Origin of the sequence: Azospirillum sp. TSO5, from assembly GCF_003116065.1 — a bacterium.
Classification (GTDB): domain Bacteria; phylum Pseudomonadota; class Alphaproteobacteria; order Azospirillales; family Azospirillaceae; genus Azospirillum.
Map to the genome: position 1 here is coordinate 1 of NZ_LGQY01000065.1, position 25376 is coordinate 25376.

Consider the following 25376-nt stretch of genomic DNA (forward strand, 5'->3'; position numbering starts at 1 on the left):
CCCGCCACTCCGACTTTTTCGGCACGCTGGACTTCATGCATGATGCGCAGGAGCTTTGGGCTTTCTGCGCGCCGCACCGGCCGACCATCCTGACAGGCTTGCCGCTGGGCAGTTGGGCACCGGAGCAGAAGAAGCGCTGGGTCGCCCGCATGCTGGGGGCCGAGGTGCCGGTCATCACCTGCATGGCCCGCGACAAGGCCCGCTACGCCAGTCCCGGCGCCATCCTGGTCGATGACCGCGAGAAGGCCCGCGACCCGTGGGGGGCGGCCGGTGGCCGATTCATCCTCCACCGCAATGCCGCGGACAGCATCGCCGAATTGGCGAGGCTGGGATTCTGAACATGACTAAGGGGCGGCACTTGCGCGCCGCCCCCTATTCCAACAAACCCGCTTACTCGGCAGCCGCTGCCTTGGCCTCGCGGCTGGTCCTCCACAGCGACACCACCACGCCGCCGGCGATCAGGGCGAAGGTGACGCCCAGCGCGATCAGCGGGTCGGGCTTGCCGAAGACTTGCGTGTAGAAAATCTTGCCGCCGATGAACACCAGCACCAGCGCCAGCGCGTATTTCAGATAACGGAAGCGGTGGACCATCGCCGCCAAGGCGAAGTACAGCGCGCGCAGGCCCAGGATGGCGAAGATGTTGCTGGTGTAGACCAGATACGGGTCGGTGGTGATGGCGAAGATCGCCGGCACGCTGTCGACCGCGAAGACCAGATCGGCCAGTTCCACCATGATCAGCGCCAGCAGCAACGGCGTGGCCGTCCAGCGCATCGCGCCGCTGTCGCCCACCGGCTGCTTGACGATGAAGTGATGGCCGTGGAAGCGGTCGGTAACGCGGATGCGACGCTTCAGGAACCGCAGGATGGCATTCTCGCCGATGTCGGTCTCCTCGTCCTTCGCAAACAGCATCTTGATGCCGGTCAGCAGCAGGAAGGCGCCGAAGACATAGAGAATCCAGTGGAATTCCGACACCAGAGCGGCACCGGCGCCGATCATCAGGCCACGCAGCACGATGACGCCCAGGATGCCCCAGAACAGCACGCGGTGCTGCAACTCGCGGGGCACAGCGAAATAACTGAAGATCAGCGATATGACGAAGACATTGTCCAGTGACAGGCTCTTCTCGACGAAGAAGCCCGTGTAGTACTGCAACCCGGCCTCGCCGCCCATCGACCACCAGACCCAGCCGCCGAACAGCATGGCGACCGCGATGTAGAAGGCGGAGAGCTTCAGGCTTTCACCGACGCCGATGACATGGTCGCGCCGATTGAGAAAACCCAAGTCCAGAACCAGAAGCGTCAGGACGATCCCAACGAAAACGAGCCAAATCCAAACCGGTTTTCCCAGAAATTCCAGGAAAATCGTTGCAAACAAACCGTCCATTGCAAAACCCACTTGATGACGCTGCGTGAGCGGTGAGATCAAGCGGTTCCGACATCACGACCGACGCCTCGGCCGTCAGAGGGGCCCGGACCCGAACTTCCTCGCAGATGGTGTCACCGCGCCGCAGGTCAAGATGGCCGCAAACAGCGACAAGGCGGCGAAAGCAAAAACATCGCACGGCGTCTTTCGCTGGCCTTTGCGAGTCGCACCGCCGGCAACGTCGGAATGCCGGCCGCACTGCGGAAAACTGCGGCTGGATGGACGGGACCGGCATCGGGACTCGGCGCTTGATGCAATGCCGCCACAGATGGCGAAGAAATGACCGGCAAGAAAAACACCGATGGTTGCCCAATCTGTGTTCGCTCTTGTGCGGATGGTGCCGTTCTGCCAATAACTCCGAAAAACCGAAACCAAACCGAACAAATGGAGTTTTGCATGAACCAGGCCGAGCTGATCGAAACCGTCGCCACCAACGCCGGCATCAAGAAGGCCGACGCGGCCAAGGTCGTTCAGGCTGTGTTCGAGGGCATCTCCGGCGCGCTGGGCCGCGGCGAAGATGTGCGGCTGGCCGGTTTCGGCATCTTCGAGGTGGCCGAGCGCGCCGCCCGTGAAGGCCGCAACCCGCGCACCGGCGAAGTCGTGGCGATCGCCGCCTCCAAGGCTCCGAAGTTCAAGCCGGCCAAGCAGCTGCGCGATCTGGTGAACGGCTGATCCGCCCGCAACCACGTCCCAGGGGGAGCGCAGCCATGTCCATCGATCAAACCGAATTGCAATCGCTGACCGCCAAGGTCGTCGCCGCCTATGTCGGCAACAACTCGGTGCCGGTTCAGGATCTGCCCACGCTGATCAACAGCGTCCAGGTGGCCTTCCGCAATCTGGGCGACGACAAGCCGGCCCCGGCCAAGGCCGAACTGGTTCCGGCGGTCGCGATCAAGAAGTCGGTCACGCCGGAATTCATCGTCTGCCTGGAGGACGGGAAGAAGCTGAAGATGCTGAAGCGGCATCTGAAGACCGTCTATGACATGACGCCGGACGAATATCGCGCCAAGTGGGGCCTGCCGCCGGAATACCCGATGGTCGCCCCGAATTACGCCAAGGCGCGTTCCGAGATGGCGACCAAGCTCGGGCTTGGCCGCAAGCGTGCGGCGGCCGAATAACGGCTTACGCCCAACGCTGTCGAGAGAGAGGCGCGTCCCCAGGGGCGCGCCTTTTTCTTTTTCCGCACCCTGCCGCCGGTCTGCGCAGCGCGTCATCTCGCGGGCTACCCCCTTCCCGTTCAACGGCCTATGACTAATGTTCAGGTAGCGAAGCGCCTCGGCCTTCCCATCTAGGGTTCCGGTAGGGTTCATGGGCCGTGTGCGGTCCTATCACCTTCCTCGCCGCAGAGGCATAGTCGCCTCCCGCTATGTCTGTTGACCGGTGGCCGACCTGCCGCCGATCCACTTCGCGGCTGCGGCATGACGGTGGCATATCAAGGGCGGCCCGCCCGGAACGATGCCGGCCGATTGGAAGGGTGACACCCGCCCGAAAGGCACCTTGCCGAAGGTCTTGGGTCATAGGATTGCCTCCTCCCCCAGACTGCCGGTGCGGGTGGAAGAAGAGCTTGGGTATACGCCGAAAAACACCCGGAACACGCCCTTTACAGGGTTGATCCGCCGCATTTCCGCGGCCACATTAACATTGTCGAAAGGACGCAGTTCCTTGAGACACCGGGCAAAATAGAACCCCACAACAAACCAGAACCAGCCAGAGCCGAAGCGACGGACGATATTCCTGCGTCCGCCGATGGACAATCGCCTCTAAGGCGACCCCGCCATGGGCCCCGACATGGGCCGGCCTTCGAAAATCGGCCGTCCCAGGAAGCGTTGGAGAGGAGGCATTCGCGTGCTGAAGAAACTGCTGACCGGTGAAAGCGCCAGCCTGACCCGCTACATCGAGGAGTCCAAGCGCTTCCCCATCCTTGCGCCGGACGTCGAACGCGACCTCGCCATCGCCTGGCGGGAGCGCGGAAGCCCGCAGGCCCTGGAACAACTCGTGGGCAGCCACCTCCGCCTCGTCATCAAGATCGCCCGCGGCTTCGGCGGTTACGGCCTGCCGCTGGTCGATCTGGTCGCCGAAGGCAATGTCGGCCTGATGCAGGCGGCCCAGAAATTCGATCCGCAGCGCGGTTTCCGCTTCGCCACCTACGCCACCTGGTGGATCCGCGCCGCGATCCAGGAATACATTCTGCACAGCTGGTCGCTGGTGAAAATGGGCACCACCGCCGCGCAGAAGAAGCTGTTCTTCAACCTGCGCCGCCTGAAAAGCCAGATGGCCGAGTTGGAACAGGGCGATCTGTCGCCGGAGACCGTGGCCACCATCGCCGCCGAACTGGATGTTCCGGAGACCGAGGTGGTGGAGATGAACCGCCGTCTGGCTGCCAACGACAGTTCGCTCGACGCCACCCTGTCGACCGACGGCGAGACCAACTGGTTGGAACTGCTTGCCGACGACCGCCCCACCCAGGACACCATGCTGGCCGATGCCGACGAACTGGCGCTACGCCGCCGGCTGGTCGGGCAGGCGCTGGACCGGCTGGATGCGCGTGAACGCCGCATCCTGTTCGAACGCCGCCTGAAGGACGATCCGTCCACGCTGGAAGCGCTGAGCCAGCAGTTCTCGGTTTCGCGCGAACGGGTCCGCCAGATCGAGGTGAGGGCCTTCGAAAAGCTCCAGAAAGCCGTGCTCAGCGCCGCGCAGGCCCTGCGCCGTCCGGCCACGCCAATGGTGGCCTGACCCACCCGGTTACCCTGTCGGGCGGACACGATGCCGGACGGGGATCTTGCGGAGCCGGCCAGCCAGCCGGCCACCGCATCGTTGCCGCGGGCATTCAGCCCGCCAGTTGCCTCCAGACCTGTCACCTTCACGCCGGCGGCGCCCTTGGCCCGCCGGCATTTTCTTGCGCGGACAGGCTATCGCCGGGTCTCAGTCGGTTGTCACACATTGCGCTTATTGCTGCTTTTGGGTGTTGTGCGACAAAGTGGCCGGTTTAAAGATGCGAATGATTGCGCATGATGTGCGGCTCGCGGGAAAGATTGCATTTTCTCCAATACTTAGTACGCTAGTCATATCTCAAATGGGAGAGGGGCTCCATGTCGCACGCTGCCCAGACTCAATCGATCATTGACCGCATCACCTTCCTGCGCATCGACGAGGCGACGAAGGCGACGCTGCGGGAGTTCCAGCCCTATCTGGCGCAGCGCATCGATCAGATTCTCGAGGAATTCTACGTCTATCTCCGTTCGGTGCCGCAGGTGGCGCCGATGCTGGTCAATCCAGCAGTGACCGGCCGGGCGCGCGAACTGCAGAAGCAGCACTGGTTGCGCAACGTCTTCACCGGCACCTTCGATGATGCCTATGTCAGCCAGGTTCTGAAGATCGGTCAGACCCACCAGCGCATCGGGCTAGAACCGCGCTGGTATACCGGCGCCTACTGCTTCACCCTGAACAAGCTGATCGAACTGGCCGCCCAGATCCACCGCAAGAAGCCGGAAAAGCTGTCGCAGCTCCTCCAGGCCATCAACAAGGCGGTGTTCCTGGACATGGACCTCGCCACGTCGGTCTATATCGATCTGAACACCGCGGCGATCATCGCGCGGGAACTGGGCAGCACCGCAGACAGCTTCGAGCGCGAGGTGAAGGGCGTGGTCCAGGCGGTGGCAAGCGCCGCCCAGCAGCTCCAGGGCACCGCCCAGGCGATGAGCCGCACCGCTGAAACGACGAGCGAGCAGTCGACCCAGGTCGCCGCCGCCGCGGAAGAAGCGTCCGTCAACATCCAGACGGTCGCCGCAGCGGCGGAGGAGCTGACCGCCTCCATCGGCGAAATCAGCCATCAGGTGACCCAGTCGGCCGCCATCGCCAATGCCGCGATGACGGAGGCCGAACGGACCAATGCCACCGTGCAGGGGCTTGCCGACGCCGCCAGCCGCATTGGTCAGGTGGTGAAGCTGATCCACGACATCGCCAGCCAGACCAACCTGCTGGCGTTGAACGCCACCATCGAGGCCGCCCGCGCAGGCGAGGCCGGCAAGGGCTTCGCGGTCGTGGCGAGCGAGGTGAAGAGCCTCGCTAACCAGACCGCCAAGGCGACGGAAGAGATCAACTCGCAGATCGGGGCCGTCCAGGGTGCGACACAGGAGGCGGTCGGCGCCATCCGCTCCATCTCCGGCACCATCGCCCGAATCAACGAGATCTCCACCTCCATCGCCACCGCCATGGAGGAACAGGGTGCCGCCACGACCGAGATCGCCCGCAACGTCCAGCAGGCCTCGATCGGTACCCGCGAAGTCAGCGAGACCATCGTCGCGGTGAACGCCTCCGCCAACAACGCCGGCGAAGAGGCTCGTGAAGTGCTGGAGGCGACCAACGAGCTGTCTCGCCAGTCCAACACCTTGCGGACAGAGGTCGAACGCTTCCTTGCCCGCGTCCGCGCCGGCTGATCCGACCCACAGGTTTGGAAATGAAAATGGCGCGTTCCACGGAACGCGCCATTTTCATATCGATGCCTTGAACTGGCCAATCCGCCCGGACAGGGCGGTTCACGGCATCGTGCGAACAACCAGATCGCTGACCGGAATATTCTCGGCCTGAGCGGCGCGGCGAACATCGTCGGCGCTGCGCCAATGGCTGCGACCGCCCAGGCTGGTGAGAACACCGCCCCGCATCGCCACGAACAGACCCGTACGCCCCAGATTGACAATTCTCATCATGATTTTACCCCCGCCCGATCCCGTGGATTTTAGAGAATTTATTTAGATTCTTTCTCTTGAAGAGAATAACTCTCTGTCCATAAGAAGTATCAGCACATATCCGATCGCGTCAATAAGACTTCCGCCACTCAACCCGCTGACGAGTTCATAGGTCGATCTTTACCTGAAAGCCCTTGCTTTCATCCCGCCACCTTCTCCAATAGATTTATTTTTGCTTTATTGAAAATTTTAGAGACTTTCGCTATACCCACGTGATGGCTCCGCCTGTCCAAAAGCCTTATCCCGACAGCGCCGCGTGGGAACGACCGCGTGCCGTGTAGGGTTGTCACCGAAAGCCGCTGTCCAATCGACGGCATGCAGCGGGGATGAACCTGCGAGGCATCGGCATCATGGCAACTGCACACCGCCGCACCGGCTCCTACGGTACGGCCAACAACGACAGCCTCGGCGCGGATTCGGACGATAGCGACGGCAAACGCGCCGTTCTGGCGCTGCCACTGACGATCCGTCCGGCGAGGCAGGAGGATTTGCCGGCCCTGGAGTGGTTCGGCCAGCACACCCCCCATCGCGAGATCATAACGGGTGCCTTCCGTCTGCAGGAACGCGGCGACGGCTTCATGCTGCTGGCCGATGTCAACGGCTTCCCGGCCGGCCAAATCTGCATCGATTTCCTGCGCAAGCGGCCGAGTGGCCGGGCCACGCTGTGGGCTCTGCGCGTGTTCCAGCCGTTCCGTGGGCTGGGCATCGGCCGCCGGCTGGTGCGGGCGGCCGAGCGGGTCGTGATTCAGCGCGCCGTCCCCTACGCCGAGTTGGGCGTCGACCGCGACAATGCCGGCGTCCTGCCCTTCTATGAACGGCTGGGATACGAACATTGTGGCCGGGAACGCGGCCAGTTCCTCTACCATACGCCCGAGGGACGGCTGGTCCGTGTCGCCATCGACCAATGGCTTCTGCACAAGCGGCTGGGTGAGGGCGCGGAGTCCGCCACCGCAGGCCCCGACAATGGTCGTTGCCTGCGGCTTGCGGGGGACTGACCGCTATTCTGCCGCCAGCGCCGCGCCCACCGGAAGGGGCACCAGCCGGGCCGCCCGCCTGCGCGGCAGGAAGATGCGGGCGCCATCCAGGATGCTGCCCAGTTCGCTCATCGCATCGACCGCCATGCACAACGCAACCGGCGGAAGCCAGCGGTCGAACAGTTGCGCCGCCACCTCCGCATCGCCGCCCTGGACCGCGGCCAGGGAATCCAGCAGGGCCGCCTCGTCGGCGCTGATGCGGCTGCAGGCCGGACAGCGGATCTCCGGCTTGCTGGCACCCGCCACCGCGAAGGTGCCGAGCAGCGCGAACAGCGGCAGCAGCGCCGTGTTCGGCACGCCGGCCACGTTCAGCCCAATGCGCATCGACGCCATTGCCCCGGCGGTGCCGGCGCGGAACCACTGGCGAACTCCGGTCAACAGCGCCCGTTCGGCCGTGGTCAGGTCCATCACAGTCCAGGGTGACGGCCGCCCCTCTTCCATCGTCCCGCACATGCCGCAGCTCCTTCATCCGGTTGCAGGACCATCCTAACGCCTCTCAATTCTAATTGCGAGTGATTCTTATTTGCTGTCATGCTTGTGACAAAAATCGGACGCCCGTGACAGCCGGAATGCCGGAAAGGTCGCGTTAACGAACCGCGGCAATCCTGAACCGACTCGCAGTACAGGGGGATCGGTGGGGATGATTCGGACACTACGGGGAGCTGTTTTCGGACTGGTCACGGTGATCGGAATTGCTGTTGCGGCGGGCTTGACGGTGGCCCATCCGGCAGCGGCCCAGATCGTTCTGAAGTCCGCCTATGGGGAGGCGTCGCTAGCCGGCCCGGCCAAGGCGCGCGGCGCGGTGGTGTGGAGCCACGGCCGCTCGGTGGACTCCGAGGATTCGGAGGCGCCCACCCCGCTCTACATGAAGGCGCTGCGCGACGCCGGCTGGGACGTCTATCGGCTGGACCGCATGCGCGTCAGCGACACGCTGCCCAACAGCTCCCGCGCGCTCGCCAGCTATTCGGAAGCGCTGAAGGCCAAGGGATATCGCCGGGTCGCCCTGACCGGTCAATCCTTCGGCGCCTTCATCTCGCTGATCGCCGCGGGTCAGACCAACGCCATCGACGCCGTCGTCGCCACCGCCCCCGCCGCCTTCGGCAACTTCACCGAGGCGTTCGACAGCTACCGCGAGAACGCCGCCCAGCTCTGGCCGATCCTGCGCGAGGTTCGCCGGGCGCGGGTGATGATGTTCTTCTTCCACGGCGATGATTTCGATCCGGGCGGGCGCGCCGAGCCGGCCCGCAACATCCTGACACAGCGCGGACTGAGCAGCCTGATCGTCGACCAGCCGTCGCTGCTGACCGGCCATGGCGCCGCCAACACCGGCCTGTTCGTCCGCCGCTTCGGCGCCTGCATCGTCCGCTTCGCCGAGGGTCCGCCGACCCCGAACGATCCGCCCTGCGACGAATCCTGGGGCCGCAGCCCCAGCGCGGAACTGCTGCAGGCGGCCCTGCCCGCCAACGCGTCGGGTTCCGCCAAGGGCAACGACGCGACCGCGGCGCTCCGTCCCTACATCGGCATGTGGTACGGCAGCTACATCAATGGCCGCGAGGTCGCGCTGTCGGTGGAAAAGGCGGAGGGCGACGCCGTCTATGCCGACTATGTGCTCGGCGCCGGCATGGAAGCCGACCAGCCCTTCGAGCGGGTCCACCGCAAGGGCCGGATCGAGAATGGCGAACTGGTCTTCGACGAGAAGGGCCGCAACATCCTGCGCTACCGCCTGCGCCCTGACGGCCGCGTTGCCGCCAGCTGGCTGGACAAGGACGGCCATGGCCGGCTCGACACCGTGCTGCGCCGGGTGAACTGACGTCCAGGGCGGCGGGCCGCTCAGCCCACCGCCCTCTCCTCCTCAGCCCTCTGCCAGGAAGTTGCGGACGATTGCGATCTGCTCGTCCGTCATCAGGGACGGGGCGTGGCCGGTGTTGGGGAATTCCACCACCTGCACCAGACCGGCCGCCCCCGGCCCGCGCGCCGCCATCCGCTCCGCCGTCTCGGCGCTCAACAGGTCCGAATCCGCACCGCGCAGGACCAGCACCGGGCAACGCACGCGGTCCCATAGCGCCCACAGATCGACGTCGGCGATGGGCGCGGTCTTGAACGCCTCCCCGATCGCGGGATCATAGGCAAGGCGGAACCGGCCATCGGGCATCGGGCGGGCGCTGTGCTCCGCCATATGGCGCCAGCATTCATCGCTGATCGTGCCGAAGCCCATCAAGACGAAGCGCAGGTAGGATTCCAGCGCCGGCAGATCCTCGAACACCGGGTCCTTGCCGACATAGTCGGCGATCCGCTGCAATCCGGCCTGGGCGATGAAGGGACCGACGTCGTTGATGACCATGCGGCGGATCGGGCTGTTGGCCTGCGCCGCCAGCGTCATGCCGATCAGACCGCCCATCGAGGTGCCGACCCAGTCGACCGTCTCCACCCCCATGCGGGCGATCAGCGCCACCATGTCGGCGCAATATTGCGGATAGCCGTAAAGCGCCGGCACCGGCAGCCAGTCGCTGCGCCCGCGCCCGACCACGTCCGGGCAGGCAACCCGCCAGCCGTCGGCCAGGGCCAGCGCCAGCCGGTCGAAGTCCCGGCCGTTCCGGGTCAGCCCATGGACGCACACTGCCGTCCGCGCGGCGTCGTCACGCCCCCACTGGGTGTAGGCGATCTTGTGGAACCCGGCGGCGCTGAGGCCGAGGACGTTGCGTTCGGACATCGGCACGGGCGGGCACTCCTGTTCGGATTTGACTTCCCGATTCAACGGGCTCATCCCTTTTTCGGCGATTTGGCGCCGCGTGGCAACTCCGCCTCCGCATCGCGTCCGGCGGCGGCGCGGATGGCGGGCAGTGCCGGCGACGGTTCCGCCACTGATCGGTCGAAGGGGTGCCGGGTATCGTCGTAAATGCGGCGGATGATACGGACATAGTTGCGTGTCTCCGCATAGGGCGGAACGCCCTTGTAGCGGTCGACCGCCCGTTCGCCGGCATTGTAGCCGGCCAGCGCCAGCGTCACGTCGCCCTGGAAATAGGCCAGCAGCCAGCGCAGATACTTCACCCCGCCGGTGATGTTTTGCTTGGGGTCGAAGACGTCGCCGACGCCGAAGCGGTCGGCCGTGTCGGGGATCAGCTGCATCAGCCCGGCAGCGTCCTTCGGCGACATCGCATCGGTGCGGAAGGCGCTTTCCGCCTGGATCACCGCCAGCACCAGCGCCGGGTCGATACCGTATTTCGGCGCGATCGAGTTGACCAGCGCCACCACCTCCGCCGGGGGAGGACCGATCTCGCGCACCGGGCCGCCACCGGGACGGCACCAGGGACGGATGCGCCCCATGCGGCCGGGAACGTAATTGACCAGCCGCCGCGCCTCCGGATGCCCGCGCGAGGCGGCGGCGCGCAGCCACGCGGTGCCGAGCCGCCGGTCCTTGCGCACGCCTTTTCCGAACAGATAACGGCGGGCCAGCCGGAAGGCGGCATTGGCGTCGCCCTGCTCGGCCAGTTCGCAATCGGTGGATTTGGCCTTGAGCGAGGGTGGGGGCAGTTCGGCCACCGCGTCCGGCTTCGCTGCGGATTTGGCATCCGCCGCTGTGGCAATGGGTGCCGACGCGATGCCGGCGCCCCACAGCACCAGCGCAATCAACGGCACCATCACGACACGACGAACCAGCAAACCTCGACCCTCCTGCTTTCCCGCATCATTCCGCGGGAAGCGGAAGTATGGTGTTGCAACCTGCCGACGACAAGGGCTGGTCAAGGTCCCCGGCGGCGGCGGCCCTGCTTCTTCGGAGCGCCTTCGGGAATGCCGCGGCCCTGGCGGGCGCTGCTGATTCCGATGCTGCCAGGGGTCTCCAGTCCCAGATCCATCGCCTCCAGCCGGCGCAGCTCGTCGCGCAGGCGGGCGGCCTCTTCGAATTCCAGATCGGCGGCGGCGGCGCGCATGCGCTTTTCCAGATCGGCGATGACGTTCTTGAGGTTGTGCCCGACCAGCTCGTTGGCGTTCAGACCGGTCTTTACCGTCACATGGTCGCCGCGCTCGAACACGCTTTCCAAAATGTCGCCGATGGCCTTCTTCACCGATTCCGGCGTGATGCCGTGTTCCAGGTTGTAGGCCATCTGCTTCTCGCGGCGGCGGGCCGTCTCGTCGATGGCGTACTTCATGCTGTCGGTGATCTTGTCGGCATAGAGGATCGCCCGGCCATCGACGTTGCGCGCCGCACGGCCGATGGTCTGGATCAGCGAGGTCTTGGAACGTAGATAGCCTTCCTTGTCGGCATCCAGGATCGCCACCAGCGCGCATTCCGGGATGTCCAACCCCTCGCGCAGCAGGTTGATGCCGACCAGCACGTCATAGGCGCCCAGCCGCAGGTCGCGGATGATCTCGATGCGCTCCAGCGTCTCCACGTCGGAGTGGATGTAGCGCACGCGCAATCCCGCCTCGTGCATGTACTCGGTCAGCGCCTCCGCCATCTTCTTGGTCAGGGTGGTGACCAGCACGCGATAGCCCTTGGCGACCACCTCCTTGCATTCGCCGATCAGGTCATCGACCTGGGTTTCGGTCGGACGGACGATCACCGGCGGGTCGATCAGGCCGGTCGGGCGGACCAACTGCTCGGTGAAGACGCCGCCGGTGCGCTCCAACTCCCACGGGCCGGGGGTGGCGGAAACGAAGACCGTCTGCGGCCGCATCCCCTCCCATTCCTCGAACTTCAGCGGCCGGTTGTCCTTGGCGCTGGGCAGGCGGAAGCCGTAATCGGACAGCGTCGATTTCCGCACCAAGTCGCCGCGATACATGCCGCCGATCTGCGGCACCATGACGTGGCTCTCGTCGACGATCAGCAACGCGTCGCCCGGCAGATACTCGAACAGGGTCGGCGGTGGGTCGCCCGCCGCGCGGCCGGTCAAGTAGCGGGAATAGTTCTCGATACCGGCACAGGACCCGGTTGCCGCCATCATCTCGATGTCGAAGGTGGTGCGCTGTTCCAGCCGTTGCGCTTCCAGCAGCTTGCCCTCGGCGGCGAACTCCTCCAGCCGGTCCTTCAGGTCCTTCTTGATCTGGTTGATCGCCTGATTCAGCGTCGGCTTCGGCGTCACATAGTGGCTGTTCGGGTAGACGCGCACGGCCTCCAGCGCCGCGAGCTTTTCTCCGGTCAGCGGATCGATCTCGTGGATGCCTTCGATCTCGTCGCCGAACAGCGAGATGCGCCACGCCCGGTCTTCCATGTGGGCCGGGAACAGCTCCACCGTGTCGCCGCGCACGCGGAACAGGCCGCGGCCGAAGGCTGCGTCGTTGCGCTTGTACTGAAGCTCCGTCAACTTGCGCAGCAGCTCCGGCTGGGCGATCACCTCGCCCTTGCGCAGATCGACGGTCATCTCCGAATAGGTCTCGACCGAGCCGATACCGTAGATGCAGGACACCGACGCGACGATGATGACGTCGTCGCGCTCCAGCAGAGCCCGCGTCGCCGAATGGCGCATACGGTCGATCTGCTCGTTGATCGAGGATTCCTTCTCGATATAGGTGTCGGTGCGCGGGACGTAGGCTTCCGGCTGATAATAGTCGTAGTAGGAGACGAAGTATTCTACCGCATTGTTCGGGAAGAATGACTTCATCTCGCCATACAGCTGCGCCGCCAGCGTCTTGTTGGGCGCTAAAATCAGCGTCGGACGCTGCACCGTCTGGATGACGTGCGCCATGGTGAAGGTCTTGCCCGACCCGGTGACGCCCAGCAACACCTGATCCTTCTCGCCCTGCCGCAGCCCGGCAGTCAGCTCCTCAATCGCATTCGGCTGGTCGCCCGCGGGTTCGAATTCCGACGAAATGACGAACTGCTTTCCGGCTTCCAGCTTCGCGAGCGGCCGGGCGGGAATGGCGGACAGAACGGGACTTGCCATGGGGCGGCGATCCGATCAGAGGAGGGGTACGGAACGGGAACCGATTATATGGCCGCAACGCCCCCGTCTGTCGAGCGCAGGCTGAGCGGCACTGCATCCCGTGCAGGGCGAGACGCAGCACCGACCTGGAACCGCCTTACTGTTGTCCCAGCGCCTTCGGGTTCGAGATTCCCAGACGCGCCTGGACAATGGCCTCCAGCGAATCCATCAGCACGTCCTGGCCTTCGTGGTCGAAATCACCGGCGCCGATCTCGATGCACAGTCGGTGCTGCAGAGCCTCCACCCGCTTGCGCAGATCGTCGCCGGACAGGGCGTCGTCGGCATCCTCGCCATAGAGCAGGGCAAGGGCCGCCAGCATCGAATGGCCGGCGGTGTCCAACCCCTTCAATTCGCGCTCGGCGATCTCCAGCGCGTTGGCGACCATCAGCGCGGCGAAGCGCGCTTCCGGCGCCACATGGGGAAGTACATCGGCACGGAAGGTGGAGGCGGCGATCTGCAGCAGACCGCGGGCGTCGGGATTGGCGCGCATCAGGCCACCTTCTCCACCGCACCGGACGCCATGCCGCCGATGGCGCGGAGATGGCGCAGCATGTCCATCTCGATCTCCGGCAACATCCGCCCGGTCAGCGCCAGTTCCAGCGACGGCTCGGCACCGGAGCTGTGGCGCAGCCCCTGCTCCACCGCGATGGCCGCCCAGCGCAGGTAAGCGGCCGTCTCCCAATAGGCGACGCGCGCCGGATCGACGCGGCGGCCGGAGGTCTCCTCATAGCCGGCATAGAAGTCCGCCCGGTCGGCGATGCCGCCCGCCTCGCGGTCGGGCCGGCGGAACCGCCAGGAGCGGGCGCAGAACCAGCCCAGATCCTCCATCGGGTCGCTGAATCCGGCGAACTCCCAATCCAGAATCGCGGTCAGCGCGCCGTCCTTGACCAGATAGTTGCCGGTGCGGAAATCGCGATGGCACAGCACCACCGCCCCCGGCAACGGCGCGTTGACCTCCATCCAGCGCAGGCCCCAGGCGATCACCGGATCGCGGCGCCCAAGGTCGCCGAACCAGCGGCGATACTGGGCGAGCGTCTCCTGCGCCGGGCATTCCGGCACCTCGCCCAACCGCTCCAGCCCCTCGGTCTCCGGGGCGATCCGGTGCAGCAGGCCGAGTTGCCGGCCAAGCTCGCGCGCCAGTTCCGGTTGGCCCGCTTCCGACCGCGTCACCGCATGGCCGGCGCCCAGCCCCTCGGCGCGGCGCATGATGTAGAAATCATGGCCCAGCACGGCCGGGTCGTCGCAGGCGAACAGCGGTTCCGGCGCCATCACCCCGCCGGCGAAGGCGGCACGCAGCACCACGAACTCCCGCAGCTTGCCGATGCTGGCGGAGATGCGCCCGCCACCCTCCGCCCGCAGCACGCAGGCATGGCGCCCGGCCAGCGGTCCGCCGTCGATGTCCAGCGTCACCGCCAGGTTCAAGGAGATTGCACCACCACCGAGCCGTCCATCCTCCGTCACCACGATGCGGGATGCGCCGGCCTGAGCGGCCAGCCAATTCTCCAGACGAACCCGGTTGTCACCGGACAGCAGCGAAGGCGGGGACTGGTCGGACGCTTTCACGACGTGCATGGCGTTCTCCCTTCAGAGATTGCTTGGCGCGTTGGCCCGCGCGTCTCGTGCAAATATGGCGTCGATGGTAGGCACGAAGGGCTGTTGCCGACAAGTTTCACCTTGGTCAAAAAAGCGAATCCACCCCCAAAAAAGTCGGCCCCTCCCCCGCCGGGCAGGCGGGAAAGGGGCCGACTTTTGCATAAAGCGGAGAGAGCTTACGCCGCGACCGGACGGTTCGCCGCCTGCTCCTGGCCGGCCGTGTTGGCCTGCTGGGTGGCGGGGACCGGGGCCGGCTTGGCCTCGCGGACCGGCAGCATGTCACCGATACCGAAGGCGACGGCCATCAGGTTCGGCACCGCCATGGCGGCGAGCAGAACCGACCACAGCTCCAGCGACAGGGTGCCCAGCGGGTTGACCAGGGCCGCGGTGGCCGACGAGGCGACCAGGGCGGCGGACAGCCAGGCTTCCGGCTTGGCGCAGAAACGGCCGGCGGTGCGCTTGCCGCCCTTGGCGGTCACCCGGAAGGCATCCTGTTTGCGGAACAGGCCACGGACGACGGCCAGGGCGACGGTGGTGGACAACGCCATGCCGACCGCGCAGGCACCCAGGCTCTCCTTCCAGCTGTTGCCGGAGGCGTAGCGCGAGGCCAGCAGGCTGGAACCGGCACGCAGGACCAGGGCACCCAGCACGGCGGCGGTGGCGGCCACCGGCGGCAGGTGCAGCGGCAGAACCAGCGAGGCGAAGGTCCAGACCACGGCGGCGGCGGCGGCGAACAGGCCGACGGCGTCGGACCACCAGCGGATCCAGTTGGTGACGTAGCCCAGCTTCTGCCGCGCGCTCAGCTCGGCCGAACCCGGCAGGAACTTCTTCCAGTGGGCGCGGACGATCTGCGTGGAGCCGAACACCCAGCGGTCACGCTGCTTGCGGAACTGCATGAAGTTGTCCGGGGCCAGACCGGCGCCCAGCCGCTCGTCGGTGTAGGCGGCGCGGTAGCCGGCCGACAGAATGCGCAGGCCCAGTTCGGTGTCCTCGCAGATGCCGGCTTCCGACCAGCCGCCGACCTGATCCATCGCCGAGCGGCGGAGCATGATCATCGTGCCGTGGCAGATGAAGGCTTGGCTCGACACGCCCTCCTGCATACCGACGTCGAAGAAGGGGCGGTATTCGGCGGTCATGGCGGCCTTCAGCGCCGTCTCGTGGCCGTCGCGGTGCTCCTGCGGGGCCTGGACGATGCCGACCGACGGATCGGCGAAGGTCGGGGCCAGCTTCGACAACCATTCGGGCGACACCGTGTAGTCGGCATCCAGCACGGCGACGATTTCGGCCGACGGATCGGTGTGGCGCAGAGCGGCGTTCAGGGCGCCGGCCTTGAAGCCGGAGATCTTCTTGTACCAGTGGAACTTGAACTTCGGACCCAGCGCCCGGCACATCTCCTCCACCGGACGGACGAGATGCTCCTCCTCGGTGTTGTTGATGAGGACGACGACCTCATAGTTCGGGTAGTCCAGACGCGACAGCGAGGCCAGCGTGGCGTTCAGCACGTCCGGCTGCTCGCGGCAAGCGGCGACGTGGATGGAGACCATCGGCTTGTGGTCGATGCTGGGCACGGCATGCGGCAGCAGCGCCGGGGCGCGGCCGGTCAGCAGCCGGCGGGCAACGTCCACCAGATCGGCGAAGGCGACGCTCATCATCAGGGCGCCCAGCGCGAAGGCGGAGCCCCAGGTGGTCAGCGCACCGAAGGTCAGATACTCGGCGAAGGCACCGGCCACGGCGGAACCGATGGCGAAGCCGATGATGTTGGCGCCCATCGAGGCGGCCAGCGCGAAACCGGCATTGGTCCGGCGGCGGAACACCGCGAAAGCCGACAGGGCGAGGCCGACGGCGAGCGCGACGCCCGCACCGACCCGGTCGCCATAGGGGGCGGCGACCGCACCGGTCATCGACCATTTCGGCTGACGGTCGGCATCCAGCACGCCCCAGGTCGGGCCGGGCGAGCCTTCGATGGTCGACTTCCAGATGCCGTCGAAGGCTTCGACGACGTTGTAATGGATGCCGAGAGCGTTGGCTTCCGCCGCGAACCCACGAACGACAGCGGCCTGCGCCTCCGGCGTCGGATAGGCGTCGTGGAAGTTCTCGCCGCCCGACGGCCAGCCCACCTCGCCCACGAACAGCTGCTTGCCCGGATGCGCCTTGCGCACGGTGTCGAGCCGGTCGCGGATCCAGGTCAGCGCATCGGTGACCGGCACGCCTTCCCAGTAGGGCAGCACGTGGACGCCCATGAAGTCGGACGCCTTCACCGTGGCATCGGCCTTGACCATCTCCGACCACACGTCGGCGGTGCCGACCTTGATCGAAGCCGGAACGGCGGCGCGCACGCGCTTGATGTAGCCGGCCAGTTCGGCGTCGGTCAGTTCGGCACGCAGCAGCGTCTCGTTGCCGACGACGATGCGCTTGATGCCGCGGAATTCCTTGGCCAGCGCGATGCCGTGCAGCACTTCGCGCTCGTTGCGGACTTTGTCCTTGCTCAGCCAGATGCCGAGCGTGACGTCCAACCCCTTGGACACCGCGATCTCAGGCACCTCGCCCTGCGAGCCGAGCGTCGAGTAGGTACGGACGCCATCGGCGAAGCCGGCAATGGCGGTCATGTCCTTCTCGATGTCCTTGCGCGGGACGATCGGCTGGTGGTTGGGATCGTAATTGCGGCCCGAAGGCGAATAGGACACGGATTCGATGCGGCCGGGTTCCGCGTCCACCGCCGTGGGCGCGTTGCGCCAGGACCAGAAGGACGCGTGGCCGGCGGTCACGGCCAGCAGTGCGGCGGCGATGGCTGCGCGCCGGATCGAGTTCTTCGGGTTGCTCATGGGGAGTTCGCGTTGCCCTGTTGCTGGGTGGCCGTTCGCCACCGGACATCCGCACAAACGGGCAGACCGACTTCCCTATTCCGTCACTTCCAAAAATTTTTTGTGCGCTGCGGAGAGCGGAACCCTGACGGTCGCCCCCTGTTGGACAACGTCCGGTTCCATACTCCCAAAACACAGGAGAGCGCCCCATGGCCACCCGCCACGAAGACAGCCCGGAACACAAGAAGGCCCACGATCTGGCCGAGCAGGCACTGGACAAGGCCGCCGGCGGCGATCCCCGCAAGGCGCGCGACCTGATCGAGGAAGCCAAGCGCATCGACCCCAAGATCGGCGAGGAGATGTCCCGCGAAGCCGCCGAGGATCAGAAGAAGGCCGACAAGTACGTCGACAAAACCGACAAGTGAGTGAATGCCCCCTCCCCATCCCTCCCCCACCTGCGGTGGGAGAGGGGGTAGGAGCTTTGTTAAAGTGCGGCGGCAGTCCCCTCTCCCGCGAAAGCGGGGGAGGGTTAGGGAGGGGGCGACCGCTGCAACTGCTTACTCCGCCGCCAAGGCCTCGGCCACGACCGGCGGGGTCCAACGCAGCACCGGCTTGCGAGCGGCGGCCGTCTCATCCAGGCGACGGCGCGGCGTCAGACGCGGAGCGGCCTGGAAGTAGGCGACATCGCCCGACTTCGCCCGCTCGGCCAGCGCGCGGAGCGCGTCGACAAACTGGTCGAGGCTGGCCTTGCTTTCCGTTTCGGTCGGCTCGATGAGCAGGGCACCGTGGACGACCAGCGGGAAATACATGGTCATCGGGTGGAAGCCCTCGTCGATCAGCGCCTTCGCCATGTCGAGGGTGGTGACCCCCGTCCCCTTCAGGAAGCGGTCGTCGAACAGGCACTCGTGCATGCACGGCCCTTCGAAGGAGGCCGTCATCACGTCCTCCAGCCGCGCCATGACATAGTTGGCGTTCAGCACCGCGTCGCCCGACGCCTGCCACAGCCCGTCGGCGCCGTGGCTCAGCATGTAGGACAGCGCGCGGACGAACATGCCCATCTGGCCGTGGAAGGCCTTCATGCGGCCGAAGGCCAGGCCGTCGCCGGCGTTCTCCACCAGCGCGAAGCCGTCCTTGCCATGCGTCACGTAGGGCACCGGGATGAAGGGCGCCAGCGACTCCGCGAACACAACCGGCCCCGACCCCGGACCGCCGCCGCCATGCGGGGTGGAGAAGGTCTTGTGCAGGTTGATGTGCATGACGTCGATGCCGAGATCGGCCGGACGCACCCGCCCGACGATGGCGTTGAAGTTTGCGCCATCGCAGTAGAAATAGCCGCCCGCCTCATGCACCGCCTCGGCGATCGCGATGATGTCGCGTTCGAACAGGCCGCAGGTGTTGGGGTTGGTCAGCATCAGGCCGGCCACGTCGGGACCGAGCTTGGCCTTCAGCGCCTCCAGATCGACGCGGCCATCGGCGGTCGCCGGGATGGCATCTACGCTGTAGCCGCAGGCGGCGGCGGTCGCCGGATTGGTGCCGTGGGCGCTCTCCGGCACCAGGATCTTGGTGCGTCCGCTGTCACCCTTCGCCTCATGCGCCGAGCGGATCGCCATGATGCCGCACATCTCGCCATGGGCACCGGCGGCGGGCGCCAGCGTCACGGCGGCCATGCCGGTCAGCGTCTTCAGCCAATGGGCCAGTTGGTCCATCAGCTCCAGCGCACCCTGAACCGTGCTGACCGGCTGCATCGGGTGCACGTCGGAGAAGCCCGGAAGCCGCGCCATCTTCTCGTTCAGGCGCGGGTTGTGCTTCATCGTGCAGGAGCCCAGCGGATAGAAGCCGCTGTCGATGGCGTAGTTCTTCTGCGACAGGCGGGTGTAGTGGCGGACCACCTGCGGCTCGGCGAGGCCGGGCAGCCCGACCTTGGCGCGCGGCTTCACCGCGCCCAGGCGCGAGGCCACCTTCGGCACGTCGGGCAGGTCGACGCCGGTGCGGCCGGCGCTGTCCTGTTCGAAGATCAGCGGCTCTTCGATCTGGAGACCACGGTTGCCGGTGACGGTTCCGGTCACGCTGTCGAACCCGGCGCTACCGGCGGGGATGGCCGAGGGACGGCCCTGGTTGTTCATGCTCATGCCAGAACCTCGGTCAAGGCGGCCACGAAGGCGTCCATGTCGGAGTCGGTGTTGGTTTCGGTGACGGCGACCAGCAGGAGGTCTTCCATCTCGCCCGGATAGAGGCGCGAGACCGGGACACCGCCGAGGATGCGCCGCTTGGCCAGTTCCTCGACCACCGCGGCGGCTGGCTTCGGCAGCTTCACGGTGAATTCGTTGAAGAAGCCGTCGTTCAGCACCTCGACACCCGGAACCGCCGCCAGCTTGTCGGCCATCTGGACCGCCTTGGCGTGGTTCAGCTGGGCCAACTGCGTGATCCCCGCCTCGCCCAGCAGACTGACATGGATCGAGAAGGCCAGCGCGCACAGGCCGGAGTTGGTGCAGATGTTCGAGGTCGCCTTCTCGCGGCGGATGTGCTGCTCGCGGGTGGAGAGCGTCAGCACGAAACCGCGGCGGCCATCGGCGTCCACCGTCTCGCCGCACAGGCGGCCCGGCATCTGGCGAACATATTTGTCCTTCACCGCGAACAGCCCGACATAGGGGCCGCCGAAGTTCAGCGCGTTGCCGAAGGACTGGCCTTCCGCCGCGACGATGTCGGCACCCATGTCGCCCGGCGGTGTCAGCAGGCCGAGCGACAGCGCTTCCGTCACCACGACGATCAGCAGCGCGCCCTTGGCCTGGCAGGCGGCGGCCAGATCGGTGTAGTCGCGGACATGGCCGAACACGTCGGGATTCTGCACGACGACGCAGGAGGTCTTGTCGTCGACCAGCGCCAGCAGATCCTCGCCACCAGTCGGGGCGGCCGGCAGGGCCACCGCCTCGAAGCCGATGAAGCGGGCGTCGGTGGTGGTCACGTCGCGGTAGTGCGGGTGCAGGCCGCCGGACAGGATCGCCTTCTTCCGCCGGGTGACGCGGTTGGCCATCATCACCGCCTCGGCGCAGGAGGTGGCGCCGTCATACATCGAGGCGTTGGCCACATCCATGCCGGTCAGCAGCGCGACTTGGGTCTGGAATTCGAACAGGACCTGCAGCGTGCCCTGGCTCACCTCCGGCTGGTACGGCGTGTAGGCGGTCAGGAACTCGCCGCGCTGGACCAGATGGTCGACGGTGGCCGGCACATGGTGGCGGTAGGCGCCAGCGCCGAGGAAGCTCGGCACCGATCCCGCCGGCAGGTTCTTCGCCGCCATCGAGCCAAGCAGCCGTTCGACCTCAAGCTCGCCCATATGGTTGGGCAAGCCCCCGATCGGGCCGGCCAGTTGGGCCGCCTTTGGAACATCGCGGAACAGGTCTTCGACCGATGTTGCGCGGACGGCCTCCAGCATCGACTGCCGGTCGGCCTCGGTCAGGGGCAGATAGCGCATGTTAGTGGGATTCCTCCACGAAGGCCTTGTAGGCCGATTCGTCCATCAAGCCATCGAGCTCGGAGGCGTCCTTCAACTGGACCTTGAAGAACCAGCCATCAGTCTCGGCGGCGCTGTTGACCATCGACGGGTCATCGACCAGGGCCTGGTTGGCTTCCACCACGGTGCCGGAGACCGGGGCGTACACGTCGCTGGCGGCCTTCACCGATTCGACGACGGCGGCTTCCTTGCCCTGCTCCAGCACGCGGCCGGCCTCGGGCAGTTCGACGAACACCACGTCGCCCAGCTGGCTCTGCGCGAAGTCGGTGACGCCGACGGTGGCGACATCGCCATCGACCTGAACCCACTCGTGGTCCTTGGTGAATTTCTTGCTCATCGGAAGGGTTCCCTGTTCCTGAAAATCGTTCGTTGGCAGGTGGTTCAAGACTTCTCGGAACCGTCATCCCCGCGAAGGCGGGGATCCAGGCGTTACCGAAACAGCCGCTCCAGCGGACCTGGATCCCCGCCTTCGCGGGGATGACGGCCGAGAGTGGTGCTGCTCCGTCAGCCCCGGTAATAGCGTTGCGGCACGAAAGGCGTGGCGGCGACGCGGGCGGGCAGCGGCTTGCCGCGCACCATCAGCGTCAGCGGCGTGCCAACCGCGGAATTCGCGATGTCGACATAGCCCATGGCGACCGGCGCGCCAGCGGTCGGGCCGAAGCCGCCGCTGGTGACCTCGCCGATGCGATTGCCGTTCGCGTCCTGGATTTCGGTGTGCTCGCGGGCCGGCTGGCGGCCTTCCGGCTGGATGCCGACGCGGCGGCGCGTGGCGCCCTCGGTCAGTTGCCGGTGGATGATGTCATAACCGGGGAAGCCACCCTCGGCGCGGCGGCGCTTCGGCAGCGTCCATTCCAGCGCCCCTTCGACCGGCGTCGTAGTGGTGTCGATGTCGTGGCCGTAGAGGCAGAGCCCGGCCTCCAGCCGCAGCGAGTCGCGGGCGCCCAACCCGATCGCCTCGACCTCCGACTCGCCCAGCAGCGCCCGGGCGATCATCTCGGCATCGCCCTTGTCGCAGGAGATCTCGTAGCCGTCCTCGCCGGTGTAGCCGGAGCGGGTCAGGATCACCGGCACGCCCTTGAAGGTGGCGGACAGGTAGCTCATGAACTTCATGGTGGCGGCTTCCGGCACGAAGCGGGCCATCACCTCGGCCGCCATCGGTCCCTGGAGCGCCATCAGCGCCAGATCGTCCAGCAGCTCGACCTCGGCCTTGCCGGCCAGCTTCTCGCGCAGCTGGGCGACGTCCTGCTCCTTGCAGGCGGCATTCACCACCAGGAACAGGTGGTCGCCGGCATTGGTCACCATCAGGTCGTCGAGGATGCCGCCCTGTTCGTTCAGGAACAGCGTATAGCGCATGCGGCCTTGCGCCAGCCCCTTGATGTCGCCGGGAACCAGCGTTTCCAGGGCGGCGGCGGGATCGGTGCCGGTCAGGCGGACCTGCCCCATGTGGGACACGTCGAACAGCCCGGCCTTTTCGCGGGTGTGCTGGTGCTCCTTCAGGATGCCCAGTGGATACTGCACCGGCATGTCATAGCCGGCGAAAGGCACCATGCGGGCGCCAAGCTCGACATGGAGCGCGTGCAGCGGAGTGGTCTTGAGAGCGGTTGCGGCCTCGGTCACGCGCGGGTCCTCCGACAAGGTTTCAGCGCCCGCATCGGGATCGATGCAGGAAGCTGCCCCCTCTGTCTTGGACCTGAGAGATTCACCGCCGTCCGGTCGAGCCGGACACCCGGTTTACTCCTTCGGTGAGTCGCGGCGACTGGGCGCCGAGGCTGCTTTCCAGAGTTGCCTTATCCCCTTGCGGTCCTTTTGCCTGAGAGTTTCCGGGGGCGGTTGCTCCTTCGGCGCCGCCTGAGAACCTGTCGATTTACGACAAGCTCAAAAGCGATCTCTCCCGCGAGGGATCATCGGCGTGATGGCGGCACACTGTCGCGATTAGACAGGTTTGTCAATCAGCGGATCCGGTGCCAAGCCCGCGCTCTCGTCGGCCGTCATCCCCGCGAAGGCGGGGATCCAGGCTTCCAGGTCAAGCGTTTGATGCGGCTGGATTCCCGCCTTCGCGGGAATGACGGCAAAAAGGGCAACGATCAGGCACCGATCAACAGCGACCTTACTTCTTCATCTGCGTCCGATTGAAGTTCAGCTGCTCCGGCGTCAGTTGGAAGCCGAGATAGATCTTCCAGTCCTTGGCGTTGGCGTCCTTGGGCAGCGGGATCTTCGGGGTCAGCTCCTCGCGGGTGCCGGCGCGCGGCTGGCCGGGGACGAAGGTCACGTCGGTGTCGAAATAGGCCTTCGACACCAGCGTGTCGTCCGGCTGGGCCAATGCTACGAAATACTGGTACTTGGCGGTGTTGCCCTGAAGGGCCGGGCCGCGCTCGGCCACCAGATAGACGTTCACGTTCACCGTGACGCCGCTGCTGGTGTAGTCGCAGTTGCCGGTGAAATCGACCAGGGCGGCGCGCGACTCCAGATCGGTCAGATCCTTGCCGCCGGGACGGAAGACCGTCACTTCCTGCAGGTCGCGGACGATGTTGACCTTCGGGCAGGCCAGCGCCGCCTCCGACGGATTCGTCGGCCCGAGCCCCATGCCGGAGCAGCCGGAAAGCACCAGCACGGCCCCGGCCGCGAGCAGCGCAGGGCGGCCCATCCCAAAGAGGGACGCCAGCGGGCTTTTCCGGGCGGGGGTTCCTATATTACGGTCGCGGCGGTCCATCGGTTAGGCCTGATCGGTTGACGGGCTGTTGGACCGCGACTTTAGTGTCCCAGCTTGACCGGCACAAGACCGCGCGGCGGTTCTATCCCTTGTGACCGTCTGGCGCAGGACCACCTAAGGGCGACCCACTCCACGCAAGGGCGGTACAGCGCATATGACCACGACCTCTCCCCAGGCCACCCGGGCCTTGACGATCCTGCTGGCGGCGCCGCGCGGCTTCTGCGCCGGGGTGGACCGGGCGATCCAGATCGTCGAGACGGCGCTCGACCGCTATGGGGCGCCGGTCTATGTCCGGCACGAGATCGTCCATAACCGCTTCGTGGTCGAAAGCCTGGAAGCCAAGGGCGCCGTCTTCGTCGACGAACTGACCGAGGTGCCGGACGGCCGCCCGGTGGTCTTCTCCGCCCATGGCGTGCCGAAATCGGTGCCGCAGGCGGCCGAGGCGCGCGGGCTGTTCTATCTCGACGCCACCTGCCCGCTGGTCAGCAAGGTGCATCGCGAGGCCGAACGGCATTTCGACGAAGGCAAGCAGATCGTCCTGATCGGCCATGCCGGCCACCCGGAGGTGATCGGCACCATGGGCCAGCTGCCCGACGGCGCCGTGGTGCTGGTGGAGACGGTGGCCGACGTGGCGACGCTGGAGGTCCGCGACCCGGAAAACCTCGCCTACGCCACCCAGACGACCCTGTCGGTCGATGAGACGACGGAGATTCTGGCCGCGCTCCAGGCCCGTTTCCCCGCCATCGCCGGACCGAAGAAGGAAGACATCTGCTACGCCACCACCAACCGTCAGGCGGCGGTGAAGGCCATCGCGCCGAAGGTGGACGCGCTGCTGGTGCTGGGGGCGCCGAACTCCTCCAACTCCAAGCGGCTGGTGGAGGTGGCGAAGACCCATGGCTGCCCGGCCGCCCAACTGGTCCAGCGCGCCGACGACATCGATTGGAACGCGCTGTCCGGCGTCGCCCGCCTCGGCATCACCGCCGGTGCATCGGCGCCGGAAGTGCTGGTGGAGGAGGTCATCGAGGCCGCCCGCGCCCGTTTCGACGTGACGGTGGAGGAGTTGCGCACGGCGACGGAGAACATCGTCTTCAAGCTGCCGCGGGCGTTATCGGTGGAGCGGGAGGCCGTTTGACGGCGCCGGAACCCGGTCGCGGGGCGGCGCGTTGCTTCAGGCGGAGCGCATGCTCCGCCGTGACGAGCGTGAGGTGAAGCCTTGGTGGGTTGGATCATTCGGACGCTGGTGCTGTGCTTCGTCGTCGGCTTCGTGCTGTCGTTCCTGCACATCGATCCGGCCAGCATCCTGACGAACAGCTGGCAGACGGTGCAGGACATCGCCGCACTGATGATCGACGCCGGCCGCTGGGCCCTGCCCTACATCCTGATCGGCGCCGTCATCGTGGTGCCGCTGTCGGTGGTCGGGCTGGTCCTGCGCTGGAATCGCACACGCCCGCCCTCGTAGGCGTTGCCGTCCAAAACGCGGACAAAAAAACAGGAGGCACCGGAACCGGGGCCTCCTGTGAAACAGGGAGGGTTAGAGACAGTCAAAGGTCTACGCCCATCCACCCCCTCCCGCCTTGATGCAGGTCAACGGACAGGCACTTTCCGTCACCCCCCGGCCGAAAAGAAAAAGCCGGAGACA

The 25376-nt window shown here is 66.2% G+C and carries 25 protein-coding genes and 1 riboswitch; of the genes, 11 read left to right on the top strand and 14 right to left on the bottom strand.

From position 1 onward, the window contains the following. The coding region (locus TSO5_RS17985) for a hypothetical protein (RefSeq protein WP_109152840.1) at positions 1 to 338 on the top strand (338 nt) is incomplete at its 5' end. A 52-nt stretch (positions 339 to 390) separates the two neighbouring features. Here TSO5_RS17985 and TSO5_RS17990 read toward each other — a convergent pair. Next, complete coding sequence (locus TSO5_RS17990; protein WP_109152841.1) at positions 391 to 1383, bottom strand: TerC family protein; 993 nt, start codon at positions 1381 to 1383, stop codon at positions 391 to 393. A gap of 25 nt (positions 1384 to 1408) precedes the next feature. Between TSO5_RS17990 and TSO5_RS32290 the strand changes: the two genes are divergently transcribed. The 5 genes from TSO5_RS32290 (at position 1409) to TSO5_RS18010 (ending at position 5861) form a co-directional block, all read left to right on the top strand. Beyond that, the gene (locus TSO5_RS32290) at positions 1409 to 1705 is read left to right on the top strand and encodes a hypothetical protein (protein WP_146203797.1); all 297 of its coding nucleotides are present in this window, start codon (positions 1409 to 1411) and stop codon (positions 1703 to 1705) included. A 113-nt stretch (positions 1706 to 1818) separates the two neighbouring features. Further along, positions 1819 to 2094 carry an HU family DNA-binding protein gene (locus tag TSO5_RS17995; RefSeq protein WP_012974184.1) on the top strand — a complete coding sequence of 92 codons (276 nt, stop codon included), beginning with the start codon at positions 1819 to 1821 and terminating at the stop codon, positions 2092 to 2094. A gap of 35 nt (positions 2095 to 2129) precedes the next feature. Beyond that, positions 2130 to 2540, top strand: coding sequence for a MucR family transcriptional regulator (locus TSO5_RS18000; protein ID WP_109152842.1), 411 nt, complete (start codon positions 2130 to 2132; stop codon positions 2538 to 2540). Between the two features lie 727 nt (positions 2541 to 3267). Continuing rightward, on the top strand, positions 3268 to 4158 hold the full coding sequence (gene rpoH, locus TSO5_RS18005; RefSeq protein ID WP_109152843.1) for an RNA polymerase sigma factor RpoH: 891 nt from the start codon (positions 3268 to 3270) through the stop codon (positions 4156 to 4158). 356 nt (positions 4159 to 4514) lie between these two features. Continuing rightward, positions 4515 to 5861, top strand: a complete 1347-nt coding sequence (locus TSO5_RS18010; protein WP_109152844.1) for a globin-coupled sensor protein — start codon at positions 4515 to 4517, stop codon at positions 5859 to 5861. Between the two features lie 99 nt (positions 5862 to 5960). Here TSO5_RS18010 and TSO5_RS32740 read toward each other — a convergent pair whose 3' ends face one another. Beyond that, positions 5961 to 6131 (bottom strand): hypothetical protein, encoded by a 171-nt coding sequence (locus tag TSO5_RS32740; protein WP_158282444.1) that lies wholly within the window; start codon positions 6129 to 6131, stop codon positions 5961 to 5963. A 389-nt stretch (positions 6132 to 6520) separates the two neighbouring features. Between TSO5_RS32740 and TSO5_RS18015 the strand changes: the two genes are divergently transcribed. Next, the gene (locus TSO5_RS18015; protein WP_109152877.1) at positions 6521 to 7165 is read left to right on the top strand and encodes a GNAT family N-acetyltransferase; all 645 of its coding nucleotides are present in this window, start codon (positions 6521 to 6523) and stop codon (positions 7163 to 7165) included. A 3-nt stretch (positions 7166 to 7168) separates the two neighbouring features. On the opposite strand, the gene TSO5_RS18020 is transcribed toward TSO5_RS18015, so the two are convergent. Continuing rightward, complete coding sequence (locus TSO5_RS18020; protein WP_109152845.1) at positions 7169 to 7657, bottom strand: hypothetical protein; 489 nt, start codon at positions 7655 to 7657, stop codon at positions 7169 to 7171. 229 nt (positions 7658 to 7886) lie between these two features. On the opposite strand from TSO5_RS18020, the gene TSO5_RS18025 reads away from it, so the two are divergent. Then, complete coding sequence (locus TSO5_RS18025; RefSeq protein WP_247870809.1) at positions 7887 to 9014, top strand: alpha/beta hydrolase; 1128 nt, start codon at positions 7887 to 7889, stop codon at positions 9012 to 9014. A 42-nt stretch (positions 9015 to 9056) separates the two neighbouring features. Here the strand turns inward: TSO5_RS18025 and TSO5_RS18030 are convergent, their stop codons facing one another. From TSO5_RS18030 to TSO5_RS18055, 6 genes are all read right to left on the bottom strand, one after another. Continuing rightward, positions 9057 to 9914, bottom strand: coding sequence for an alpha/beta hydrolase (locus TSO5_RS18030; RefSeq protein ID WP_286208737.1), 858 nt, complete (start codon positions 9912 to 9914; stop codon positions 9057 to 9059). 50 nt (positions 9915 to 9964) lie between these two features. Beyond that, entirely contained in the window at positions 9965 to 10864 is a 900-nt protein-coding gene (locus tag TSO5_RS18035; protein WP_247870810.1) for a lytic transglycosylase domain-containing protein, read from the bottom strand. Between the two features lie 80 nt (positions 10865 to 10944). Further along, the gene (gene uvrB / locus TSO5_RS18040; RefSeq protein ID WP_109152848.1) at positions 10945 to 13086 is read right to left on the bottom strand and encodes an excinuclease ABC subunit UvrB; all 2142 of its coding nucleotides are present in this window, start codon (positions 13084 to 13086) and stop codon (positions 10945 to 10947) included. A gap of 136 nt (positions 13087 to 13222) precedes the next feature. Then, positions 13223 to 13615, bottom strand: coding sequence for a DUF6285 domain-containing protein (locus TSO5_RS18045; RefSeq protein WP_109152849.1), 393 nt, complete (start codon positions 13613 to 13615; stop codon positions 13223 to 13225). After that, positions 13615 to 14697 (bottom strand): phosphotransferase family protein, encoded by a 1083-nt coding sequence (locus TSO5_RS18050; protein WP_109152850.1) that lies wholly within the window; start codon positions 14695 to 14697, stop codon positions 13615 to 13617. Before TSO5_RS18050 ends, TSO5_RS18045 begins: the two co-directional genes overlap by 1 nt. Before the next feature lie 197 nt (positions 14698 to 14894). Then, entirely contained in the window at positions 14895 to 17540 is a 2646-nt protein-coding gene (locus TSO5_RS18055) for a glycosyltransferase (protein WP_109152851.1), read from the bottom strand. Between the two features lie 188 nt (positions 17541 to 17728). On the opposite strand from TSO5_RS18055, the gene TSO5_RS18060 reads away from it, so the two are divergent. Further along, positions 17729 to 17944 carry a hypothetical protein gene (locus TSO5_RS18060; protein WP_085089505.1) on the top strand — a complete coding sequence of 72 codons (216 nt, stop codon included), beginning with the start codon at positions 17729 to 17731 and terminating at the stop codon, positions 17942 to 17944. Positions 17945 to 18076: 132 nt separating this feature from the next. Here TSO5_RS18060 and gcvPB read toward each other — a convergent pair whose 3' ends face one another. The 5 genes from gcvPB to TSO5_RS18085 form a co-directional block, all read right to left on the bottom strand. Further along, a complete protein-coding gene (gene gcvPB / locus TSO5_RS18065) occupies positions 18077 to 19648 on the bottom strand; it encodes an aminomethyl-transferring glycine dehydrogenase subunit GcvPB (protein ID WP_109152852.1) in 1572 nt (523 codons plus the stop codon). After that, on the bottom strand, positions 19645 to 20988 hold the full coding sequence (gene gcvPA, locus TSO5_RS18070; protein ID WP_109152853.1) for an aminomethyl-transferring glycine dehydrogenase subunit GcvPA: 1344 nt from the start codon (positions 20986 to 20988) through the stop codon (positions 19645 to 19647). The genes gcvPB and gcvPA overlap by 4 nt, the downstream gene beginning before the upstream one ends. A gap of 1 nt (position 20989) precedes the next feature. Further along, positions 20990 to 21364, bottom strand: a complete 375-nt coding sequence (gcvH, locus tag TSO5_RS18075) for a glycine cleavage system protein GcvH (RefSeq protein ID WP_109152854.1) — start codon at positions 21362 to 21364, stop codon at positions 20990 to 20992. Positions 21365 to 21531: 167 nt separating this feature from the next. Beyond that, on the bottom strand, positions 21532 to 22644 hold the full coding sequence (gcvT, locus tag TSO5_RS18080) for a glycine cleavage system aminomethyltransferase GcvT (RefSeq protein WP_109152855.1): 1113 nt from the start codon (positions 22642 to 22644) through the stop codon (positions 21532 to 21534). Between the two features lie 171 nt (positions 22645 to 22815). Next, positions 22816 to 22931, bottom strand: a riboswitch (glycine riboswitch). Between the two features lie 203 nt (positions 22932 to 23134). Then, entirely contained in the window at positions 23135 to 23671 is a 537-nt protein-coding gene (locus TSO5_RS18085) for a lipoprotein (protein WP_109152856.1), read from the bottom strand. A gap of 220 nt (positions 23672 to 23891) precedes the next feature. Between TSO5_RS18085 and ispH the strand changes: the two genes are divergently transcribed. Continuing rightward, positions 23892 to 24869, top strand: a complete 978-nt coding sequence (ispH, locus tag TSO5_RS18090; protein ID WP_109152857.1) for a 4-hydroxy-3-methylbut-2-enyl diphosphate reductase — start codon at positions 23892 to 23894, stop codon at positions 24867 to 24869. A gap of 84 nt (positions 24870 to 24953) precedes the next feature. Further along, positions 24954 to 25196 (top strand): hypothetical protein, encoded by a 243-nt coding sequence (locus TSO5_RS18095; protein ID WP_247870811.1) that lies wholly within the window; start codon positions 24954 to 24956, stop codon positions 25194 to 25196. Positions 25197 to 25376: the final 180 nt, after the last annotated feature.

Bases quoted from the DNA above. Each gene is read 5' to 3' on its own strand.
- gcvPA (WP_109152853.1), bottom strand. From the start codon at position 20,988: ATGCGCTATCTGCCCCTGACCGAGGCCGACCGGCAGTCGATGCTGGAG.
- uvrB (WP_109152848.1), bottom strand. From the start codon at position 13,086: ATGGCAAGTCCCGTTCTGTCCGCCATTCCCGCCCGGCCGCTCGCGAAG.
- TSO5_RS18030 (WP_286208737.1), bottom strand. From the start codon at position 9,914: ATGTCCGAACGCAACGTCCTCGGCCTCAGCGCCGCCGGGTTCCACAAG.
- ispH (WP_109152857.1), top strand. From the start codon at position 23,892: ATGACCACGACCTCTCCCCAGGCCACCCGGGCCTTGACGATCCTGCTG.
- TSO5_RS18010 (WP_109152844.1), top strand. From the start codon at position 4,515: ATGTCGCACGCTGCCCAGACTCAATCGATCATTGACCGCATCACCTTC.
- TSO5_RS18000 (WP_109152842.1), top strand. From the start codon at position 2,130: ATGTCCATCGATCAAACCGAATTGCAATCGCTGACCGCCAAGGTCGTC.
- TSO5_RS18060 (WP_085089505.1), top strand. From the start codon at position 17,729: ATGGCCACCCGCCACGAAGACAGCCCGGAACACAAGAAGGCCCACGAT.
- gcvH (WP_109152854.1), bottom strand. From the start codon at position 21,364: ATGAGCAAGAAATTCACCAAGGACCACGAGTGGGTTCAGGTCGATGGC.
- TSO5_RS18015 (WP_109152877.1), top strand. From the start codon at position 6,521: ATGGCAACTGCACACCGCCGCACCGGCTCCTACGGTACGGCCAACAAC.
- TSO5_RS18085 (WP_109152856.1), bottom strand. From the start codon at position 23,671: ATGGGCCGCCCTGCGCTGCTCGCGGCCGGGGCCGTGCTGGTGCTTTCC.
- TSO5_RS32740 (WP_158282444.1), bottom strand. From the start codon at position 6,131: ATGATGAGAATTGTCAATCTGGGGCGTACGGGTCTGTTCGTGGCGATG.
- TSO5_RS17995 (WP_012974184.1), top strand. From the start codon at position 1,819: ATGAACCAGGCCGAGCTGATCGAAACCGTCGCCACCAACGCCGGCATC.
- TSO5_RS18050 (WP_109152850.1), bottom strand. From the start codon at position 14,697: ATGCACGTCGTGAAAGCGTCCGACCAGTCCCCGCCTTCGCTGCTGTCC.
- TSO5_RS18055 (WP_109152851.1), bottom strand. From the start codon at position 17,540: ATGAGCAACCCGAAGAACTCGATCCGGCGCGCAGCCATCGCCGCCGCA.
- gcvPB (WP_109152852.1), bottom strand. From the start codon at position 19,648: ATGAGCATGAACAACCAGGGCCGTCCCTCGGCCATCCCCGCCGGTAGC.
- TSO5_RS18020 (WP_109152845.1), bottom strand. From the start codon at position 7,657: ATGTGCGGGACGATGGAAGAGGGGCGGCCGTCACCCTGGACTGTGATG.
- TSO5_RS18045 (WP_109152849.1), bottom strand. From the start codon at position 13,615: ATGCGCGCCAATCCCGACGCCCGCGGTCTGCTGCAGATCGCCGCCTCC.
- TSO5_RS17990 (WP_109152841.1), bottom strand. From the start codon at position 1,383: ATGGACGGTTTGTTTGCAACGATTTTCCTGGAATTTCTGGGAAAACCG.